The organism is Providencia sp. PROV114, assembly GCF_032704305.1.
Classification (GTDB): Bacteria; Pseudomonadota; Gammaproteobacteria; order Enterobacterales; family Enterobacteriaceae; genus Providencia; species Providencia rettgeri.
In genome coordinates this window covers 1,620,808-1,642,367 of sequence record NZ_CP120528.1, presented here as the reverse complement: position 1 = coordinate 1,642,367, position 21,560 = coordinate 1,620,808, and the positions used below count along the sequence as shown (strand labels likewise).

16 protein-coding genes and 7 tRNA genes are annotated in these 21,560 nt (G+C 37.2%); 10 read left to right on the top strand and 13 right to left on the bottom strand.

Features of this window, described 5'->3' with window-relative positions; translation table 11 throughout:
• Nucleotides 1-4 precede the first annotated feature (4 nt).
• The 4 genes from P3L37_RS07100 to P3L37_RS07085 all read right to left on the bottom strand — a co-directional run bounded on the left by P3L37_RS07100 (nucleotide 5) and on the right by P3L37_RS07085 (nucleotide 4,273).
• The gene (locus tag P3L37_RS07100; protein ID WP_109911505.1) at nucleotides 5-424 is read right to left on the bottom strand and encodes a GNAT family N-acetyltransferase; all 420 of its coding nucleotides are present in this window, start codon (nucleotides 422-424) and stop codon (nucleotides 5-7) included.
• 96 nt (nucleotides 425-520) lie between these two features.
• Nucleotides 521-1,051: an MltR family transcriptional regulator gene (locus P3L37_RS07095; protein ID WP_004912528.1), complete on the bottom strand. Its 531-nt coding sequence runs from the start codon at nucleotides 1,049-1,051 to the stop codon at nucleotides 521-523.
• A 100-nt stretch (nucleotides 1,052-1,151) separates the two neighbouring features.
• Nucleotides 1,152-2,312 (bottom strand): mannitol-1-phosphate 5-dehydrogenase, encoded by a 1,161-nt coding sequence (locus tag P3L37_RS07090; RefSeq protein WP_109911504.1) that lies wholly within the window; start codon nucleotides 2,310-2,312, stop codon nucleotides 1,152-1,154.
• Between the two features lie 11 nt (nucleotides 2,313-2,323).
• Nucleotides 2,324-4,273: a PTS mannitol transporter subunit IICBA gene (locus P3L37_RS07085; protein ID WP_109911503.1), complete on the bottom strand. Its 1,950-nt coding sequence runs from the start codon at nucleotides 4,271-4,273 to the stop codon at nucleotides 2,324-2,326.
• A gap of 629 nt (nucleotides 4,274-4,902) precedes the next feature.
• On the opposite strand from P3L37_RS07085, the gene P3L37_RS07080 reads away from it, so the two are divergent.
• Nucleotides 4,903-6,138 (top strand): SLC13 family permease, encoded by a 1,236-nt coding sequence (locus tag P3L37_RS07080; protein WP_004912534.1) that lies wholly within the window; start codon nucleotides 4,903-4,905, stop codon nucleotides 6,136-6,138.
• Between the two features lie 52 nt (nucleotides 6,139-6,190).
• Here P3L37_RS07080 and P3L37_RS07075 read toward each other — a convergent pair whose 3' ends face one another.
• Nucleotides 6,191-6,928 (bottom strand): cyclase family protein, encoded by a 738-nt coding sequence (locus tag P3L37_RS07075; protein WP_109911502.1) that lies wholly within the window; start codon nucleotides 6,926-6,928, stop codon nucleotides 6,191-6,193.
• Between the two features lie 227 nt (nucleotides 6,929-7,155).
• On the bottom strand, nucleotides 7,156-7,998 hold the full coding sequence (locus tag P3L37_RS07070) for a MetQ/NlpA family ABC transporter substrate-binding protein (RefSeq protein WP_004912542.1): 843 nt from the start codon (nucleotides 7,996-7,998) through the stop codon (nucleotides 7,156-7,158).
• Between the two features lie 213 nt (nucleotides 7,999-8,211).
• Here P3L37_RS07070 and P3L37_RS07065 point away from each other — a divergent pair, with 213 nt between their 5' ends.
• The 5 genes from P3L37_RS07065 to P3L37_RS07045 all read left to right on the top strand — a co-directional run bounded on the left by P3L37_RS07065 (nucleotide 8,212) and on the right by P3L37_RS07045 (nucleotide 14,610).
• A complete protein-coding gene (locus tag P3L37_RS07065) occupies nucleotides 8,212-9,336 on the top strand; it encodes a CMD domain-containing protein (protein WP_109911501.1) in 1,125 nt (374 codons plus the stop codon).
• Nucleotides 9,337-9,340: 4 nt separating this feature from the next.
• The gene (locus P3L37_RS07060) at nucleotides 9,341-10,801 is read left to right on the top strand and encodes an NAD(P)-binding domain-containing protein (RefSeq protein WP_109911500.1); all 1,461 of its coding nucleotides are present in this window, start codon (nucleotides 9,341-9,343) and stop codon (nucleotides 10,799-10,801) included.
• A 3-nt stretch (nucleotides 10,802-10,804) separates the two neighbouring features.
• A complete protein-coding gene (locus P3L37_RS07055; RefSeq protein ID WP_109911499.1) occupies nucleotides 10,805-11,818 on the top strand; it encodes a methionine ABC transporter ATP-binding protein in 1,014 nt (337 codons plus the stop codon).
• Nucleotides 11,815-12,483 (top strand): methionine ABC transporter permease, encoded by a 669-nt coding sequence (locus P3L37_RS07050; RefSeq protein WP_004264861.1) that lies wholly within the window; start codon nucleotides 11,815-11,817, stop codon nucleotides 12,481-12,483. Before P3L37_RS07055 ends, P3L37_RS07050 begins: the two co-directional genes overlap by 4 nt.
• Before the next feature lie 360 nt (nucleotides 12,484-12,843).
• Complete coding sequence (locus tag P3L37_RS07045; protein ID WP_226537920.1) at nucleotides 12,844-14,610, top strand: potassium/proton antiporter; 1,767 nt, start codon at nucleotides 12,844-12,846, stop codon at nucleotides 14,608-14,610.
• A 246-nt stretch (nucleotides 14,611-14,856) separates the two neighbouring features.
• Here P3L37_RS07045 and P3L37_RS07040 read toward each other — a convergent pair whose 3' ends face one another.
• From P3L37_RS07040 to P3L37_RS07015, 6 genes are all read right to left on the bottom strand, one after another.
• Entirely contained in the window at nucleotides 14,857-15,150 is a 294-nt protein-coding gene (locus P3L37_RS07040) for a helix-turn-helix domain-containing protein (RefSeq protein ID WP_004912555.1), read from the bottom strand.
• 1,546 nt (nucleotides 15,151-16,696) lie between these two features.
• Nucleotides 16,697-16,772, bottom strand: a tRNA-Lys gene (locus P3L37_RS07035).
• A gap of 33 nt (nucleotides 16,773-16,805) precedes the next feature.
• Nucleotides 16,806-16,881 (bottom strand) — tRNA-Lys (locus P3L37_RS07030).
• A 36-nt stretch (nucleotides 16,882-16,917) separates the two neighbouring features.
• A tRNA-Val gene (locus P3L37_RS07025) sits at nucleotides 16,918-16,993 on the bottom strand.
• A gap of 34 nt (nucleotides 16,994-17,027) precedes the next feature.
• Nucleotides 17,028-17,103, bottom strand: a tRNA-Val gene (locus tag P3L37_RS07020).
• A 25-nt stretch (nucleotides 17,104-17,128) separates the two neighbouring features.
• Nucleotides 17,129-17,204 (bottom strand) — tRNA-Val (locus P3L37_RS07015).
• A gap of 425 nt (nucleotides 17,205-17,629) precedes the next feature.
• Between P3L37_RS07015 and gltX the strand changes: the two genes are divergently transcribed.
• The 4 genes from gltX to P3L37_RS06995 all read left to right on the top strand — a co-directional run bounded on the left by gltX (nucleotide 17,630) and on the right by P3L37_RS06995 (nucleotide 20,566).
• The gene (gltX, locus tag P3L37_RS07010) at nucleotides 17,630-19,051 is read left to right on the top strand and encodes a glutamate--tRNA ligase (RefSeq protein WP_004912558.1); all 1,422 of its coding nucleotides are present in this window, start codon (nucleotides 17,630-17,632) and stop codon (nucleotides 19,049-19,051) included.
• A 149-nt stretch (nucleotides 19,052-19,200) separates the two neighbouring features.
• Nucleotides 19,201-20,232, top strand: a complete 1,032-nt coding sequence (locus P3L37_RS07005) for a filamentous hemagglutinin N-terminal domain-containing protein (RefSeq protein ID WP_109911498.1) — start codon at nucleotides 19,201-19,203, stop codon at nucleotides 20,230-20,232.
• 140 nt (nucleotides 20,233-20,372) lie between these two features.
• A tRNA-Ala gene (locus tag P3L37_RS07000) sits at nucleotides 20,373-20,448 on the top strand.
• A 42-nt stretch (nucleotides 20,449-20,490) separates the two neighbouring features.
• Nucleotides 20,491-20,566, top strand: a tRNA-Ala gene (locus P3L37_RS06995).
• Here P3L37_RS06995 and P3L37_RS06990 read toward each other — a convergent pair.
• Nucleotides 20,567-21,466, bottom strand: coding sequence for a LysR substrate-binding domain-containing protein (locus P3L37_RS06990; protein ID WP_222960479.1), 900 nt, complete (start codon nucleotides 21,464-21,466; stop codon nucleotides 20,567-20,569).
• Nucleotides 21,467-21,560 lie beyond the last annotated feature (94 nt).

The following is a 21,560-nucleotide window of genomic DNA, read 5'->3' as shown; positions in this document are numbered from 1 at the left end:
CTTTTTATATATCACGTTTAGTTAAATAATGTCGTTGCATGCCTGTCTCCGGGAAGTCAGGTAATGACATTTGTTTCACATATCCTAATTTTTCATAAAATGGTAAGGCTTGAAAACTAAATGTGTCAACTAAGCTATGAATACAACCTAATTTTATTGCTTCCCGTTCAGCGGTATACATCAATTCACGCCCTAATCCATCATTTCTGGCACTTTCACTAACCCATAAATAATCAATACATAACCAATTTGCCTTAACTGAGGCAAGTAAACCACCAAGCATCACACCATCATCATTTTTAAAATAAATTCCTAATGAACCAAATCGGTCGGCATTTAAAAACTGAGTATTAAAACTACGCAACCCTGCAAGTAACTCCTCTTTATCTTCAGTGGTGATTTCATGTGCAATAATAATATTCATTCGATACTCTGCTGATTCTCGGCTAATAACGTATTATTTCAAACATATTTACCTTGGTAAGTAAACAGTAAAATAGAGATAATAGAATAACCTATTTTAAAATACATCCGTTTCGATAATTTGGGTAATTAAGGCTGTTACAGACAATATCAATGAAGATTTGATCATTTGCTGAAAACGGTGTTTTTGCAATTCAATTAATTGATTATCAATAAGATCTTCCGGCTGATTAAATCTCATCATTTCTGGTAATGGTTCCATACAATGAAGCATTTTAATACTGCCTAAAATTTCATCATCCGTAAAATTTATATTTATTTTTTCTGCAGATAATGACTCATTCAAAGCAAGAAATAATTCTATATCTTCATAGGTTTCACGAGAAATAGCCCCTAACGCAAATAAGAGTTTCAAACGAACCGATAACTCCCCTAATGGGCCATTTCCAGTTAAAAGAGGCTCAACTGCATATTTTACTGCATAGTCATCCTTTCTGAAAACTTTTAACATTAATTTATCAATAGCTTGTGAAATTAAAATAACGACATCTTGAACAAATAAGTGCACCTCTGGTCGTTGATTCAACCGCTCAAGAATTTGATTTTCAATGTTTTGTTTATTTTCCATATTAGCTTCTTTTATCACTTTATGGCTATATTACTTGCTTTCACATAGTAGGTAGCCATAAAGTGATTGAACCTCAATAATTAACCCATTATCCGTAATATTACTTTTTACTCAACATCATTAACTGGTATTGAGTACAAATTTTATCAATTACCTCTGGATATTGCTCTATTCCACAAAGTTGAATGACCGTTTGGGTAAGTCCTTTGTCTGCAATTAACTTTGCCATTTCATTTGCTTGGGGATCAGTTTCACACCTAAAATGCAATGCAGCTGCAATACCTATGATCAGATTTTCATGTGATAATTGATATTCAAATGTACCAAATAACGGCTTAATTAGACGATCATTTGAACTTAATTTTCGCATAGGTTGTCGTCCTACTCGGCTAACATCATCTTTTAAATATGGGTTCGCAAAGCGGCTCAGTATTTTATCTATGTATTGATTATGTATTTTCGAATCAAAGCCATAACGTTGAATTAATACTTGCCCGCTTTCTTTCATTGCCGATTTAACAATAGTGTGGATCCTCAAATCGCCAATCGCTTCACTAATTGTTTGGTATCCATATAATTGCCCCAGATAAGCTGTTATTGCATGGCCTGTATTTAACGTAAATAGCTTACGTTCAACAAATGCCATTAGATTATCCGTTAATTCCATTCCTTCGATAATAGGAATATCACCAACAAATTGTGTCTGGTCAACAATCCACTCACTAAAGGATTCGACGGTAACATCAAGCGGGTCATCATTCGCTGCCTCCATCGGAGGAACAATACGGTCAACTGCGGAGTCTACAAAACCAATATGCTGCTCAACCCATTGATGTAACTCTTCAGGCAATTGAGCCAATACATGTTGCTTTAATTGGCTAGTTCCTCTCACCATATTTTCACATGCAATAATATTGAGTGGCTGGTTATTTCCCAACGATTTTCTATGAATAATGCCTTTAGCTATCGTTGAGGCAATTTTTTCAAGCACTTGAGGCCCGACTGCTGTTGTAAGCATATCTGCCGTTGCAATAAACTCTATCGTTTTAGGGTCATTACTATTAACAGCGTGAATGTGTTGGACTTTCTCAATACGATTTTCCTGACCAACAACATGAACATTATAAGATTGTTGATGTGCTAGTTGGTCAATTAATGGCTGATTGACATCCGTAAAAGTGACTTGTGAATTTGCGTCTGCTAATAATTTACCAATAAAACCGCGGCCTATATTTCCTGCACCAAAATGAATGACTTTCATTATTATTCTCCTTATGCTGCACTTTGAGACGCTAAAATTTCGAGTACTTCCTGAACATCTTGGGTTTCACATAAACGCTCAATGACCCCATCTTCATCTAAAGCGGAAGTAATTCGTGTAATAACTTCAATGTGCTCATTATTTTGTGCTGCAATACCAATCACTAAGCGAGCAATTTCATCGGGTTCTTCACCAAATTGTACGCCTTTAGGATATTGGCAAATAACAATGCCAGTTTTTAATACGCGGTCTTTGGCTTCTATTGTTCCGTGAGGTACCGCAATAGACTCTCCAAGATATGTTGGTGTTAGTTTTTCACGAGCTAGCATAGCCTCTATATATTCAGGCTCAACATACCCGCCTTCAACTAGCTTCTGCCCTACAAAGCGGATAGCTTGGGTTTTATTTTCTGCCGCCAGATTTAAATGAATGTGCTTCGCACTTAAAGTAAACAAAGCCTCTTCATGTTCGGTTATGTCATATGACTCATCATTAGCCGCAACAATAGTTTGTTTAATTAAATGCCCATCATTAGCTGCCTTAGGATTTTTTTTAGCTATTAAATTCGTGACTAAATCATTATACGTTTGACTATCTAAGAAGTTTGTTAAAGAAATATGGATTGCATTTGGCGCAAATGATTTCGCTCTTTGCGTTAAATCCCTATGAGTGATAACAATATCAACATTTTCTGGTAAATCGTTGATTGCCATATTAGTGACGGTGATGTCTAGCAAGCCAGCATCACGTACTTTTTTGGCTAATACCCCCGCTCCCATTGCACTTGAGCCCATGCCTGCATCGCAAGCGACAATAATGTTGTGCACTTGAGCTAAATTGATAGAAGCATCTTTATTGATTGAATTTACTGATGATGACTTTGATTGCGTTTTCATATTACGCATTTTTTTCGTAGCACTCTCGAGTTCATCATCATCACCAATTCGTGTTCGTTTTAATAAAAGAGCTGAAACGATGAAAGAAACAACTGTAGCACTTGCGACCGATAAAATAACGCCGATAAGTGATGATTTAGGCGTCATCAGTAGAACTGCAAATATTGAGCCCGGGGATGCAGGAGAGACTAACCCAGCATGAAAAAGGTTCATCACAAATACCCCTGTCATTCCACCCAGAATAACAGCAAGAATTAACCGAGGATTCATTAAGACGTAAGGAAAATAAATTTCATGGATGCCACCAAAAAAGTGAATAATTGCGGCTCCTGGCGCAGACTGCTTAGCATTACCTTTGCCAAAAAACATATACGCGAGTAAAACACCTAAACCGGGTCCAGGGTTGGCTTCAATTAAGAAAAAGATGGATGCACCTGTTTCTGATGCTTGCTGAATACCTAGTGGTGAAAAAATACCGTGATTGATAGCATTATTAAGAAATAAGATTTTGGCAGGTTCAACAAAAATAGACGTGAGTGGAAGTAAATTATTCTCCACCATCACATTTACACCGGCTGCTAATATCTTGGATAGCCCTGCAACAAGAGGCCCAATCGCTAAATAAGCCAAAATGGCTAATAACATACCGATAATGCCAGATGAAAAATTATTCACTAACATTTCAAAACCCGTTTTAATTTTGCCTTCTATCCACAAATCAAAACGTTTTATTGCATATCCGCCTAATGGGCCAGCAATCATTGCCCCCATAAACATTGGCATGTCGGCCCCAACAATTACACCCATTGTTGTTATTGCGCCAACTATTCCACCCCGCTCTCCACCGACTAAACGGCCACCGGTATAACCGATTAATAGTGGTAGTAAATAGGTGATCATAGGGCCTACAAGTTGAGCTAATGTCTCATTAGGCCACCAGCCAGTTGGGATAAATAACGCAGTAATTAATCCCCAAGCGATAAAAGCACCGATATTAGGCATAACCATATTACTGAGGAAACGCCCAAAATTCTGTACCTTTAATTTGATATTTGATGTTACCATGACAGAACCCCGTGGTACGAGAATGATAAAGTAGTAACGTTATCGCCAAATAACGTCCGTGATTTTTTCAACACTTTCACTCTAGCATGAGCTTTATCAGATTCGCACCACGTGGGCCTTTATGTGATCAAAGTCACCATTACCCCCCTGTCCACCCTATATTTATATTGATGAAGCTCACAAAAAGCTCGTGTCACTAAATTACATTGATCTTTTTTTGTACTAAAAAATCATTTTTTGTGACTTAAATCACAAATTAAAAAACGTTATTTATCTTTAAATAGTGACTTTTGTCACAATTAATTTTCAGTTTCTCTTTTTTAATCCTATGAGCTGCTATCAAATTCTCAACTGACCAAATACTTTTTTAATTTTGTAATAAAATTACCAAATGTATTTTCTTTGTTTTTCTTTTTATGCTGCAACAAATCAGATTATCGTTTCTTATGGTCAATGCTTGTTATCGCTATTTGTAAACTTCATTCTTAATTACATTATTGTTATCTTTTAGCGACAATCTTAAATGGAGCTAACTGCAACATGTTATTATCAATACATTATTTAGCCTTGCTTCGCTGAGTGTTCATCGATAAATTACCTCTAATTTTCTTAATTAAAATGTGAATATCATGACGTTAACCGTTATTGTTTTTCTTTTAGTTTATATTGCAATGGGCTTTGGTAAGCTACCAGGCTTCAAAGTTGATAGAACGGGCGCTGCTGTTATTGGCGCCCTCGCTATGATGGCTATCGGCAGTATTACACCGCCTCATGCGTGGAATGCTATCGATTACCGAACGATTGGTATGTTATTTGGGCTTATGGTCGTTTCTGCTTCTTTTGTTGTGTCTGGTTTTTATAGTTGGACCGCAAACCGAGTGGCAATGCTAAAAGTTTCTCCCCCTACATTACTCGCGGTTTTAATTCTTGTCGGTGGCTTTCTTTCTGCATTTCTCACTAACGATGTTGTTGTTGTCGCCATGACACCATTATTAGTATCAATTAGTTTATCTCGCGGTTTAAACCCAATTCCATTTTTACTTGGTTTTTGTTTCGCGGCGAATAATGGCGCGGCCGGCTCATTAATTGGTAGCCCACAAAATATGATCGCAGCCCAAGGGCTCGATATCTCGTTTGTAGGCTTATTACAGGCATCAGCAATACCAGCCCTACTTTCTTTACCATTAACATGGTTGGTACTCGTTTGGTTATATCGTAATCGTTGGTATTTGGCTAAAGAAAATACGCTAGCAGCTTCCCCACAAAAAACCCAAGAAACATTAAATGTATGGGAGACAGCAAAAGCTGGTGTTATTACTTTCGCAGTCATCATTGCCTTTATTGTGACTGATATTCCTAAAGAACTTATAGCATTGACTGCTGCTGGGTTTTTATTATTAAACCGGTCCATTGCCTCGAGTGATATGCTTAAACTCGTCGACGGTAATCTTCTATTACTCATCATGGGGTTATTTGTTGTTAACGCTGCTTTTGCCGCCACAGGCCTTCCTCAGCAATTATTAACGGATTTACGAAGCTACGGTGTGGATCTCAATAATCCATTAGCCCTATTTTTAGTGACCGGTGTTCTAAGCACTATCGTTGGAAATAATCCCTCAGTTATGTTACTCGTCCCATTCTTAACACCTGATGGTAATGCCGATTCATTAGGCGCAGCTCTTGTATTGGGTTCAGGCTTTTCAAGTAATTTACTGGTCTTCGGTAGCCTTGCTGGAATTATTGTCGTTGAACAATCAGCGGCATATGGTGTAAAAATCTCTTTCGGTGAATTTTCTAAATCTGGAGGAGTTGTCGCGCTATTGTGTATGCTATTAGCCGCTGCATGGATTATAATTGCTTTATAGCCGTTTTAACCAATCTGCTATTACATTAGCAGATTGGTTATAATTATATTTCCTATGGAAGTATTGCAAAAGAACGCACAGGAAAACCACTGGCATTATTTGGTTTAGCGACAATATTAAAAATCACGGCACCACGTGTGGGCACTTGGTCTAAATTAGCGAGTAATTCAACTTGGTATGTATCTTGCTCTAATACATAATACTCACCGAGTAATGCATTATTTTTTCGAAAATCTTTTGCTGCATCAGTATCAAATGTTTCATGTCCAATAGCTTTTATTCCACGTTCTTCAAATAAAAATTTAAGAGCGTCCATTCCCCAACCCGGTATTTGGTTATTGCCCTCATCATCTTTATTATCCATAAGCTCTTGTGATGGCCAACGTTTACTCCAATCGGTACGTAATGCAACAAAACTCCCGGATTCAATTTGGCCATTTTGTGCTTCAAAATTGAGAATATCATTACGAGAAAATGCAAAATTTGGATCTTCTTTTGCTCTTTCTGATTGGTCTATAACAATCAATGGCAAAACAAGTTCCTTTAATTCGAGTTCATGTAAATAACGCATTCCTTCGACAAAATGACAAGGAGCATCAATATGAGTGCCATATTGGCCTGGAAATGTAAATTGCTGTGCAAAAAAACCCTCTGGATAACCAAATAATGTTTTAAACTCAGCAGAATCAAACATAAAAAAATGCGGTGAATCTTTATCGAAGCTATGTGTCAAATCAACCCATCTTTTAGATTTTATTACATTAAATGCATCAATTAATTCGTTACTCATACTTTCCCCTGTCAGTTTTATTTTTTACATAAACTTATCTATATTCTATTTTTATAATTCAGCTCTTAATCTATTAAATAACGAAAAAACATCAGATTGTCTACAAATTCAACACGAATATTTTTCACATTAAATCAGTAAGATATTTAGTTTATATAGAAAAAACCACTAATTAATAAAAATTAGTGGTTAACGTAATACTAATAATAAAAAAACAGACTAGGGTTTTATTTAGGATATTTGTTCCAGCTTTCAGGTTCAATAAAACCATCGTAAATACGCTGCGAACGAATATAATCTGCATATTCTTTAGACTCAAAAGCTTCTTTCAAATCTTTTGCCCACTGAGCATCTAGGTCTTTTTGCATGACAGTCACAATAACACGATGCTCTAGCGGTGAATTTTCTACGACCAAGCCATCAGCAATGCGCTGACCTGCACTTGCAACATAGTTGCCATTCACAACGACAAAATCGACATCATCTAATAATCGTAACCCTTGTGCTGCATCAGTTTCTCGGATATCTAAGTTATATTTATCAGGCGAAATATCATTAACACTAAAGCTTAATGTACTCACATTTGGCTTAATTTTAATCCAACCTAACTGTTCCAGAATTCTAGCACCACGTTCTGCATTAACAGGGTCATTAGATAGCGCGACGATCATACCATCTTTCACATCATCCAGTGTTTTATGTTTATTTGACCGCAGACTTTGTGGCGCACTCGGTGAATCTGTCAATGCCACCATGTTAATATTATTCTTTTTGTTATAAGCCTCCATATAGGCGCGGCTTTGATTAACAGAAGCATCGATTGAACCTTCTTCAAAAGCAGGATTAATTTGCCTATTCTGCGAAAATTGGCGCAAATTAACCGTATAACCTTTTTTCTCTAAAATCGGGACGATACCTTTATCCACTTGGTCAATATAATTACCAACACCAAAACCTATCGTAATTTGTTTTTTATTCGGATTATCTTTTTCACTATTATCACCACAACCTGCCAACGCAACTAAAGCCGTAGTAATTAAAGACAAGCCTATTATTTTTTGTTTTAACATATGTAACAACCCTGTAAAGATATTTTGGGCAGTATAATCATAATTAGAGAGCACGACTTAGACTATATCGTTATAACTTAATACAAAAGTAATATAAGGGCTTAGTTTAATTTCTTTTGGTTATAAGCATATAACAAATAGATCGTTCGATTAGTGATGTGATTGATATGTAATGAAGGAGATAAAAAACGTTTAAAAAAAGTGAGTTACTTTATGACTATTTCCAATAATGATGTAATTAATTATTTAACTAACTTAACACCAGATTCCAGTCTAACTAAGATTCGCCATGAACGTAATGTGGCGACTGAAAATACTCAAGCCGTATTTGAAGCCATTTTTTCAGCGCCCTCGACACGGCTAACAAGTGATGTGAAATATTATTTTGCCCATGAAGTTGCAAAAATTACAGGAAGTCCCCGCCTTGCTGAATTTTATTTGCAATTAATAAACTCAATTCCTGATGAACCGCTTAGCAAACCACTTGCCACAGCAAAAGAATATCTGCAAGTTTTAACACAGTCACCGAAAGACACTCATTACCAATTGATTGCCGAATTAACTAACCAAGGTTGGCAAGAAAGTGACATTATTTTACTTGCTCAATTAATAACTTATGTCACTTATCAAGCTCGGCTAATCGAAGGAATTCTGTTACTGACGGATAGTAGTAATCTTACAAATAGTGCACCTAAAGTTGTTGCAGGTAAGTGGAACCACCAACCTTTAACCCGCAAAGGAAATTCATCCCCAACCGCTTTTACACAAGATAATTTAGGATGGGAAGCTTGGATTTCAGCAAGAGATGCGAAGACATTATCCGCTGAAGAAGCCCAAGTTATGAAAAAATTTGGTCAATTAAACTCTGAATATTTTTTACTACTTGCCCATCAAAGCAAAATTTTAGAATTACGAACTTTAATTGACCGTGGCGTATTTTATACCTCTGAAGGGCTACCTCGCTGGGAACGTGAATTTGCAGCAGCTGTAACTAGTAAAGTTAATGGTTGCATATACTGTGCTTCTGTTCACGCAAGAAAAGCCAGTCAATATGCAAAAGAGCGACGCGCTGATGTTGATAAACTATTAGCAACGGCGACAGGTTCAGTACTTGCAGAAGGTTTTGATGACAGACTACTAGCCATCACAGATTTGGTTGCTTCCTTGTCTGCAACCCCCATCCAAGCCACATCATCACAAATTAAAGAGTTACAAACGCTAGGCTTGTCTGAACTTGAATTACTCGATTTAGTTCAATCAACAGCCTTCTTTTCATGGGCGAACCGCTTAATGTTATCACTAGGAGAACCCTTTGAAATAGCCGAGGACAAGGAGTAATTCAATGGAACTGATTATGGGTTTAGAGGCATTAGAAGCGCAAATAAAACAAGATTTGCAATATTTAAATTTACCAATAACGTCTTGGTCATTATCAAAAAACTGTCCTGAAAACCAAGTTATTGATGTCGCTATCATTGGCGCGGGCATGTCAGGGATTGCAGCAGCTTTCGCTCTGAAATTACGCGGAATTAACGCCATTGTTTTCGATCAGGCCGCTTCTGGCAAAGAAGGCCCATGGCAAAGCCCTGCACTAATGGAAACATTACGTTCACCAAAACATGTGGTTGGCCCTGCACTTGCATCTCCCTCATTAACTTTCCAAGCTTGGTTTAAAGCCCAATTTGGTATTCAAAAATGGGATGAACTTGATAAAATTCCACGTTTGCAATGGGGTGAATACCTGCAATGGTATAAAACCATGACTGAACCCCATGTGCTTAATCAATACCATCTCGTTGATGTACAACTTAATGATAACTACCGTGAATTAATTTTTAATACCCCTGAAGGAACAGTCAGTTATCAAGCACAACATGTTATTTTAGCAACGGGTATGGAGTCTTTTAGTGAGGCCAATATCCCTAGCTTTATGAATGATATTCCAACAGCCTATTGGGAACACTCCTACGCAGGCACTGACTATCGCCGTTTTAAAGGCTTAGATATTGGTGTTGTAGGTTATAGTGCAGGAGCGATGGATAGCTCAGCAACGGCATTAGAAAATGGCGCTAATTCGGTTGAAATTTTGATCCGAGCTAACGATATGCCTCGTGTAAACCGAGGAAAAGTTGCTGGAAGTGCAGGTTTTACCAATGCATATACCTATTTTACCGATGCTCAAAAGTGGCATTACACGGATTATGTTGCTAAAGCTAAAACACCAGCCCCTCACGGAAGTACCTTGAGAGTCTCTCGCCATGAAAATGCTTATTTCAATTTCAATACTCAAGTTAAATTTATTGAAGTAAAAAACAAAAAGTTGCACGTCACGACCACAACAGGCAAATTCATATTAGATTATTTAATCTTGGCAACTGGCTATCGAATTAATTGGGCTAAGGACAGAGCTTTTCATCAATTATCTCCGCTAGTCAAAACATGGGGGGATGCATACACACCATCTTTCCATGAGGAAAATGCAGAGTTAGCTTCACACCCTTATTTAGGTAATCACTTTGAATTTCAAGCTAAAAGCAACTCAGACACATTAAAAATCAATCAGTTATATTGTTTTAATTTAAGCGCATCACTCAGCATGGGGCCCGTTATAGGGTTAATCCCCGGAACGAATGTTGGAGCTGAACGATTGGCTGACCATATTGCCGCTCAATTGTATCTGAACCATCAAGAACAACATCTTGAGCAAGTCAAAAATAGCCAAGAAGCTGAATTATTAGGTGATGAGTGGCTCCCCGCTGCACCACCTTCAGAACGTATGCAATTAACTGATAATGTAGAGTAAATTATGATTACCTTTCAAAATATTCAAAAAGTCTATGAAAAAGATGGGCAGTCTTTAGTTGCATTGCAAGATATTAATTTGCATATCAATAAAGGGGATATCTTTGGATTTATTGGTTATAGCGGAGCTGGTAAAAGCTCACTTATCCGCCTAGTGAATCAATTAGAAAAACCAACCAGTGGTGCTGTTATCATTAATGGCCAAAATATTGCTGAGCATACCCCAGCAGAAACTCGTTCACATAAAAAAAGCATCGGTATGATTTTCCAGCATTTTAATTTACTGGAAACGAAAACTGTTGCACAAAATATTGCGATGCCCTTAGTACTCTCAGGTATCGATAAACAGGAAATCACTCAGCGAGTTGATAGCATTCTTGAATATGTCGAACTTAGCGATAAAAAAAACCAATACCCAGGGCAGTTATCTGGTGGACAAAAACAACGAGTTGGTATTGCTCGCGCTTTGATCAATAACCCACAAATTTTATTATGTGACGAGGCCACCTCAGCACTTGACCCACAAACGACTCGCTCAATTTTGCAATTATTAAAAAAGATCAACCAAGAACAACATATTACTATCTTACTCGTGACTCACGAAATGGAAGTTATTGAACAAATCTGTAACCGTGTTGCTGTTATGGAATCAGGTAAAATTGTCGAAGAAGGAACCGTACTTGATATTTTTGCCAACCCACGCCAAGACACAACCAGAAAGTTTGTAGGAACCGTGTTAAACGAAGAAATTCCAGAGCGCGTTCTACATAACTTAGAACATCAACAAGATGTTTATCGTCTTGAATTTTTAGGAACTTCCGCTCAACAACCTGTTGTTAATGAGTTAATACTGAAAGAAATTGTCAAAATAAATATTTTATTTGCCAACATGAAAGAAATCAGTGGTGTCGTGCTAGGTAGCATGTTTGTCCAATTTATTGGTGATAAAGAAAAAATGGATGAGGCGGTTTCTTTTCTTCGTCAACGTGGGGTTGCTGTCAATAAGGGGGCAATATGACACAATTATTCGAAACCGCTTTAACAACTAAACAGTTTTTATTAGCGATGTCAGAAACCTTTACGATGGTCAGCGTTGCACTCGTATTAGGCTCTATATTTGGGATTCTGTTAGGTATCGTACTTGTTGTAACGAGGCCAGACGGTATTTGGGAAAATAAATGTATTTATCGTATAGTGAACCCTATTATTAATATTATTCGCTCATTGCCTTTTATCATATTATTAGTTGCAATGATCCCCCTAACACGCTTTATGGTTGGAACCTCAATAGGAACAACTGCAGCAATTGTACCATTAGTTATTTTTATTGCTCCTTATACTGCACGTTTAGTTGAAAACTCATTACTCAGCGTACATTCAGGTATTATTGAAGCGGCTGATTCTATGGGAGCAACAAATTGGCAAATTGTTTGGCACTTTATTTTACCTGAGGCGAAGTCATCATTAATCCTAAGTTTAACCGCTGCCAGTATTACTTTAGTTGGTGCAACCGCCATGGCAGGCGCCGTTGGTGGTGGTGGTGTGGGTGACTTAGCTCTAAACTATGGTTACCAGCGTTTTGATAATGTCGCAATGGCTATCACCGTTGTTACATTGGTAATTATCGTTCAAGGCATGCAATTTATTGGCGACTATTTAGCTAAAAAAGCTCGCTATCATTAGTGTAATGGTGAAGGTCGAAAATTTTTTCGGCCTTCTTTATTTTGACCTTACTTTATAAATGCCTATTCCCTCCCTTCAATACTTCTCTCCCCACGCCATAATTATCTTTGATTAAAAAAATATAATAAGCCCACCTCGATGCTTACTTATTCAAATTTATCGTTTTTTTACGTGCTTTAACTCACTTTAATGACAAAAAATGCGATAAATAATCAAATTATTTAAATTTATTTATATTATAATCATGTAGATATACTTTTTAATGGATATTATCGGCTTTTCGCTAAAATAATCTATTCTCAGTGTATATTTAGTTATCTTGCTATTTTGACATTTTTTGCTTTCTACGCGCGCTTTACGATGCATCGTCAGCGTTTTATTCACTTACAGATTAAACTGATTATGCCAACTATTGAACAACTCATTTTATTGATTTCTATACTCATTCTTTTGGGTATTTTCTCTAGCAAATTGTCAGCTAGACTTGGTTTACCCATGCTAGTCATGTTTTTATTTATTGGCATGTTAGCCGGTGAAGATGGGATAGGTAAGATTACGTTTGATAACGTTAATGTTTCGTATGCCGTTGGTTCTCTTGCTCTTGCTTTAATTTTATTTGATGGAGGTCTGCAAACATCCGTAAAGTCAATTCGTTTAGTTTGGAAACCGTCTTTTACACTAGCAACACTTGGTGTTCTTGTAACTGCTGGTGTAACTGGGCTCGCCGCAGCTTATATTCTCGGTGTCCCTCTGCTTGAAGGGCTACTACTTGGCGCTATCGTCGGTTCTACCGATGCCGCTGCCGTCTTTTCCTTACTGCGCAACGCTGGGATCTATTTAAACGAGCGTCTGCAATCTACTTTAGAAATAGAAAGTGCAACCAATGATCCTACTGCCATATTCTTAACGGTTGGTTTATTACAACTCTTAATGAATCCACAAGCTTCAGGTAGTGAATTAATTTTGCTATTTTTTAGCCAGATGGGAATAGGGACAGTTGTTGGCTTGAGTGTTGGCTGGGTTTCAGTCAAAATTATCAATAAGATTAAGCTACTAGCAACTGGATTATATCCTGTCCTTGTCGCTGCATGTGGACTACTTTCTTTCGGGCTCGCCAGTAACTTAGAAGGCAGTGGTTTCTTATCTATTTTTGTTACCGGTGTGGTAATTGGTAATCATCGGTTTGTTTTTCAACGTAATACATTTTTATTCCATGATGGATTAGCATGGCTAAGCCAAATTATCATGTTCGTTATGTTAGGGTTACTTGTCAACCCAAGTTCTCTTATTGAAGTCTGGCTTGAAGGCTTAGTTATCGCCCTTGTCTTAACTTTTATTGCGAGGCCATTGGCTGTAATACCTGTCCTAAAATTATTTGGTTTTCCAAAACCTGAAATAACATTGATTTCCTGGGTAGGTTTACGTGGCTCAGTGCCTATTATTCTCGCTATTTTCCCGTTTATCTACGGGCTACCTAATGCCCATCTGATTTTTGACGTGGTTTTCTTTGTGGTATTAATCTCAGCAACTTTACAAGGCTCAACCTTGCCTTATGTAGCACGTAAATTGAATTTAATGCAGCCACCTCCATTGATCCCTGCAGCCACTTTAGATATTACCGCAGTAGACCAAATAGATGCTGATTTAGTGGAATATACTTTAGGGGAGGATTGCTCTGCGGTAGGTCGTCGGTTATCACAATTAGCATTACCAGACCAAACTGTCATTGCAATGATTACGCGAGAAAAAAGTGTTTTACCACCAAGGGGGTCAACTATTCTTCACGCTGATGACCATTTATTCGTTGTTCTTAAACCTGAAAACCGTATTTTCCTTGAACGTCTTTTTTCAGAAAAAAATATCTCTGAGCACATACCTATTGAACTACCCGATACAGGGTTAAGTCTAAAAGGAACGACGCGATTAAATGAGATCCAATCCTCTTATGGTATTCAAATTGATAACGGCGATGAAAGGACGCTTAACCAATTTATTTATGCTTCTATATCGAGTCCTTTACAAGATACCGTCATAAAACTAGAACAACTGCAATTAAGAATTGGAGAAATGATCGAAACACGTATCGTCACAGTAATATTAGAGCCAATTCAAGAACAAGAAAGTTAACTAAGCATAAGCACGCCAGAAAAACTACCCCCATACCGAGTGAAATATTAAGTAATTGTTAGTTTAAGGATATAAAAATAAAAGCCCTTTCGGGCTTTTATTTGTTCTATTATGAAACATAAGCTAAAAATAGCTATTGTCTTATTTAAATCATACACAGCAGATACATTTAATTTACGTTCCCAATTGAAATAATTAAGAACGAAAGTTAATTGCGTTTCATTCTGAGACAATATGGATATTTGGTTATACAAGGGTATATGCAGAGCTTTCAAACCCTTTATCACCAGTGCTCTCATCTACTTGAGTATCATCTTGTAGGACTTCACTAAAAAACTCACCCATGTTAACGTCTAAAACTTTTAACACTCGAACAAGGCAATCTATATCAATACGATTAACACCGCGCTCGTAACGAAATAGCTGCTGTTCACTTATATCTATCTCTTTAGCTAACTGAAAAACAGTAAAGCCTTGAGCTCTTCTAAGGGCTTTTATTTTTTGTCCAACTGCACAAGCGACAGGATATTTCGTGTTCATAAACATTCTCGCTTCAATTTATATTAAGGAAATAAAAATTAGCAGATAATTATCTACATATTTTATTTTTATATTTATGTGTATAACATTTGATAATGCTATAGTCGATTCAGCATATATCGGAAAGAATGATATACTACCATTATAATTAGTTTCAACTAGTCCTAAATTGACATTGCAACTATGTAACAAAGTATTTCACTCTATACACTTCATGTTTAAAATCAAAATAGTGCTGTAATATCACCTAGTTACGCACAAAATGAGTAATACCTCATGCTTATATTCCATAAGACACCCACCTTTCTTTGGAATATTTATCTAAAAAAGACCCATATAGCCGATGTATAATCTAAAAACAAAGGAAATAAACAGAATTATTTAACACTGTAACAATATTAATGTTATTGATACAATTTAAGTTGGAGAAATGTGATAAACCCAGTTTAGATGGTACTTTTATGTAAAAAATAGTAAAAACAATCAATTTTATCTCTAAAACTCTCTGATTCGACAAAATATCAGTACGCTAAAAAGCCAGTTAACCTGTTACAATTAGCGAAATAGTAAATTTTTAAAGTAGCAAGAATAAAATTTATAATATTCAAGTACCAAACATAACAAAACCATAACGTTAAGAAAGCTTATTATTCATTTTACTAGATGAGCATCACAAAATTATGAAAAATGACTTTCATCGACAATCTAATTTGGTTCTTACTAGTTTCTATTTTTTACAGTACGCAGATTGCTATAATATTTCAAAAACAAACACGATCTCAGAGTTTATAACCAAGATGTAGTATCTCACATTTACGATATAATAAAAATAGTTTATAAAAAATTGATATGTACTTTCTCTATTCCACAAAATAGCAATTAGACATTCATTTATACAATTTTATTTTGTCATTTATGCCTAATTAAATCATTATAGTCTATCGCTTACTCCTTTATTATCTATTAGTAGTAAAATATATTCTGCTAATGCCATATAGAAATATAGGTGTAAGAACGAAATGATCATTGCAAAGCGCATCCTGAATTATTCTACATATCAGGCAAGCAGTATAATTGCTAATTACTTTAATCCTTATTGAGTCCTTTAAGAAATAAAACTGCCATAATATGTGTGTATTCGCTAGATTTAGTCTGCAATAACACCATGTCTTAATGGTGGGTCGTACAGGATTTTCCCTACGGGCTGAACCTGCAACCAGCTTGTCGAGGTATAGCTTGGCAACTTGAGTATTTACTTGATTGGGAATTAACTTAGAAATGGCTGAGATGGTGGGTCGTGCAGGATTTAAATCCTTCGGATTTTCCCTACGGGCTGAACCTACAACCAGCTTGTCGAGGTATAGCTTGGCAACTTGAGTATTTACTTGATTGGGAATTAACTTAGAAATGGCTGAGATGGTGGGTCGTGCAGGATTTAAATCCTTCGGATTTTCCCTACGGGCTGAACCTACAACCAGCTTGTCGAGGTATAGCTTGGCAACTTGAGTATTTACTTGATTGGGAATTAACTTAGAAATGGCTGAGATGGTGGGTCGTGCAGGATTCGAACCTGCGACCAATTGATTAAAAGTCAACTGCTCTACCGACTGAGCTAACGACCCATCTTGGAAATTCTGATTTTTTTACTGCTTAGATGGTGGGTCGTGCAGGATTCGAACCTGCGACCAATTGATTAAAAGTCAACTGCTCTACCGACTGAGCTAACGACCCATCTAAATTGTATTTTAATGCAAGTATCTAATGAAGTGGTGGGCGATAGCGGGCTCGAACCACTGACCCCCTCCTTGTAAGGGAGGTGCTCTACCAACTGAGCTAATCGCCCACTTCATGACTTATATTACATTATAATAAATAATTGGTGGGCGATAGCGGGCTCGAACCACTGACCCCCTCCTTGTAAGGGAGGTGCTCTACCAACTGAGCTAATCGCCCAATTATTTATTGTCATCGTCAACGGTGGTGGGCGATAGCGGGCTCGAACCACTGACCCCCTCCTTGTAAGGGAGGTGCTCTACCAACTGAGCTAATCGCCCCGTCGTCGATGGAGGTGCATTATAGGGATACTGAGTTCTGAGTCAACGCTTTTTCAATAGATTTTTATCGTTCGTTGCAAAAATAATCAAGATGTTTCAATATTCACCAGAAAAGCTGTCTTTTTAATCAATTACCTATCATTTTCTCTTTGTTCTTTTAAGAAAAAAACAGAAATTATTTTTAAAGCGCATTTATTTATGTCAAATTTGTCGAAACTGCGTAATTTCTTGTCTTCTATTCTGATAACTTGATTGAGGAATCATTGTAGGATGATAGAATAGATACACATTTTAGCAATGCTTAGACATTTCGCTGTTTAGAACATCAAACTTGCTACCCAGTTAACTGTGCTTGTTTTTAGTCTTTTACAGTAAGTAAATAGATAAGCGCTTCAAAAACATGTTTTGCAATTAAGGCAATCTCGATGAGTAAAATCAAAACCCGTTTTGCGCCAAGTCCAACTGGCTATTTACACGTTGGTGGTGCACGTACCGCTCTGTATTCCTGGTTATTTAGTCGCCACAATCAGGGCGAATTTGTCCTGCGTATTGAAGATACTGACTTAGAACGTTCAACTCAGGAAGCTATCGACGCCATTATGGACGGTATGAACTGGTTGAATTTAAATTGGGATGAAGGCCCTTATTATCAAACTAAACGTTTTGACCGTTATAATGATGTCATTGATCAAATGTTAGATGCGGGTACCGCTTATCGTTGTTATTGTTCAAAAGAGCGTCTAGAAGCGTTACGTGAAGAACAAATGGCAAATAACGAAAAGCCTCGGTACGATGGTTGCTGCCGTGATCATGCTCACAACCATACGCCAGATGAGCCACACGTTGTTCGTTTTCGTAATCCACAAGAAGGTTCCGTTATTTTTGACGACAAAATTCGTGGGCCAATTGAGTTTAGTAACCAAGAACTGGATGACTTAATCATTCGCCGTACTGATGGTTCCCCGACATATAATTTCTGCGTCGTAATTGATGACTGGGATATGGAAATCACTCATGTTATTCGTGGTGAAGACCATATTAATAACACACCTCGCCAGATAAATATTCTAAAAGCATTAGGGGCACCAGTGCCTGTGTATGCCCACGTGTCAATGATCCTAGGTGATGATGGTAAAAAACTGTCAAAACGCCATGGTGCAGTTAGCGTTATGCAGTACCGTGATGACGGTTATTTGCCGCAAGCGCTTCTTAATTATCTTGTGCGTTTAGGTTGGTCTCATGGTGACCAAGAAATTTTCACCGTTGAAGAAATGAAAGAGTATTTCAGCCTTGATGCTATCAGTAAATCAGCAAGTGCGTTTAACACTGAAAAACTGCAATGGTTAAACCACCACTATATCAATACATTACCAGCAGAAGAAGTTGCAACCTATCTTGCATGGCATATTGAACAACAAAACATTGATACCAGCACAGGGCCTCAATTAGTTGATCTAATCAAATTACTGGGTGAACGCTGCAAGACATTGAAAGAAATGGCGGAATCCTGCCACTATTTCTACCAAGATTTTGAAGAGTTTGATGCTGATGCCGCGAAAAAACACTTACGACCTGTTGCACGTCAACCGTTAGAAGTCGTAAAAGATAAGTTAGCTGCGATCACTGATTGGACGGCTGAAAATGTTCATCAAGCCATCGAAGCTACTGCAGCTGAATTAGAAGTGGGTATGGGTAAAGTGGGAATGCCTTTACGTGTTGCTGTAACAGGTGCCGGCCAATCTCCAGGCCTTGATGTGACCGTTCACGCTATCGGCCAAGCCCGTTCAATCGCTCGTATTGAAAAAGCACTTTCATTTATTAGTGAGCGCGAATCAAGCGCACAATAATAACAACTAAAATTAAATAACCTCATGCGTCTTATCACGTATGAGGTTATTATTTATATATTACCTGGGTTCATATAAAATCTTAATTAGACGTATGGGTGATGATTAATTTATGGTAAATACTTCTATCACACAATTACGGTCATTAAATGAAAAAATTCATTATCAATCTCACAATCATATTACCTATATTAATATTTTCAAAAATGAGTTTTTCCTCTATTCTCTCAGAAAAGAAAGTACTCATTGATAATAGTAAAAACCAACAAATTAGAATAGCTGAAAACAGAAACAATATTCCTATTATAGAGGTAAACCCAAGCGATAAAAACCAAGTTTCCCATAATTATTATCAAGAATTTCATGTTAATAAAAAGGGATTGAAAATCAATAACCACCCTATTTATCCAGCAAAATTAATTATTAGCGAGGTCACTTCCAATAACAAAAGTTATATTAACGGTAATATTAATATTAACACCGAGAAAACCCATCACCTTATCGTCAACCCCAATGGGATCAACTGTAATCGCTGTAGCTTTGATAATTTAACCACTTTAACAGCCTTTTCAGTCCAACATATTAATAATCAAGGAGAATATAAACCCAATACAGTTCAAAAAGGAACAATCAACATCAGTAAATTAAAAAATAATTATAATGACTTGAATTTGATAGCCAATAAAATTAGGTTTAATAAAGAAAATCACTCTGAAGGAAGTATTAAAATTTATAATGGTGATGTTAAAATCACAAAAGATGAAATAATTATTCCAGATATCTTTCCTGAGGCAATACCACAACAGCGGAAAAGAAAAAATATTCTGATAAGGCCAGCTGCAACGGTAAATACACCTTATCTATTCATTCATAGCGAAAATGAATTTAATATAGCAAATAATGGAATTATTAATACTAAACGCGCAGAGATCTCAACTCTAGGTGAGTTTCAAGGAAAGGTGTTTTCCGCCATTAATATCACACGGCCAGATGATAAAAAAACCTCATCAATAAGCATGAATAACATATCATTAAAAAATACGCTCCTTCTCGTTGATAGCAGTAGCTTATTGCTTATGGCTCCAAATCTAACTAATGATGATATCCAATATAATAATACGCTGCTCTTGAGAAACGGTGCAAAAATTAACATCGGCCAAGGGTTTGGCTTTAATAAATAAAAATTACCCGCTGATTACTTCAATCATTTGAATTAGCTAGAATTTGCTTTATATTTAATCAATCGGTTTGGAAATGCTATTATTTGATTGACACTCTCTCTAGCCTTGAATATCATCCCTGCGTCCAAAAGATTTTGTTTGGGGCTATAGCTCAGCTGGGAGAGCGCTTGCATGGCATGCAAGAGGTCAGCGGTTCGATCCCGCTTAGCTCCACCATCTAATTCCCTGTTAGATGGCACAATACAAAACATTTCGATTGGGGCTATAGCTCAGCTGGGAGAGCGCTTGCATGGCATGCAAGAGGTCAGCGGTTCGATCCCGCTTAGCTCCACCATTAACTTTCTACACTTTCAGTCTGTTTAGCTTCCGATTTAATCCAATTTAAAAATGCTAAAACTTCTGGTTTTTCAATAGATTCCGGTAACATCACTAAATAATACGCGAACCTCGCTGGCCATGGCTTATCAATCACTTGCACTAGCCGCCCTTCTTCGATTTCCTGTATCGCATACTCTTTTGGGACTAAGGCTAAACCTTGCCCTGCAATCGCAGCACGGATCAATAAATAATCATCATCAAATGCACTTCCCCGTTTTGCTCTTTCGCTATTTTCCACGCCATGAGCCGCTAGCCAAAGTGACCAGTCCATACGGTCATTATCTTGTAATAATGGGTAATTCAGGCAGTCTTGCGGGGTTTCAATCGCGCTATTAATCGGAAAATCAGGACTCATCACCGGTAATAAAACAGGTGTAATTAACCGCTCACTCACTAAATTTGGGTAATGCCCTAAACCATGGCGAATAGCTATATCAACCCGCTGCTGATGCAAATTAACTAATGCTGAAGAAGCTTCAATATGCACCTCAATTTCAGGATGTGACTGCGTGAACCTCCCTAAACGGGGTACTAGCCAAGAGGCGGCAAATGAAGGAACGGTACTAATGTTAATCGTTTTTTCTTTACGAATATTTTCTAGCACATACATTGAACCTTCGATTTGTTCGAATGCCTGCAACAACGCAGGGTAAACACACTGCCCTGCATGTGTTAATTCCATGCTGTGGTGACTGCGCACAAACAATGGCATTCCAATCCGTTCTTCTAATAAACGAATTTGCTGGCTAACCGCACCTGATGTCACACCAAGAAAGTGTGCGCCGCGCTTAATACTTTTATGTTTCGCCACTTCGGTGAAAGCTCGTAAAGCAAGTAATGGAAGAACCGGATTCATAGTTTAGTTTTTCTAAATTTAAGTTGAGTTAATATGGTTTTATTTTCTTCAGTAGAAAACCAATAATCAAGGCATCAATTCAATCTTAACGATA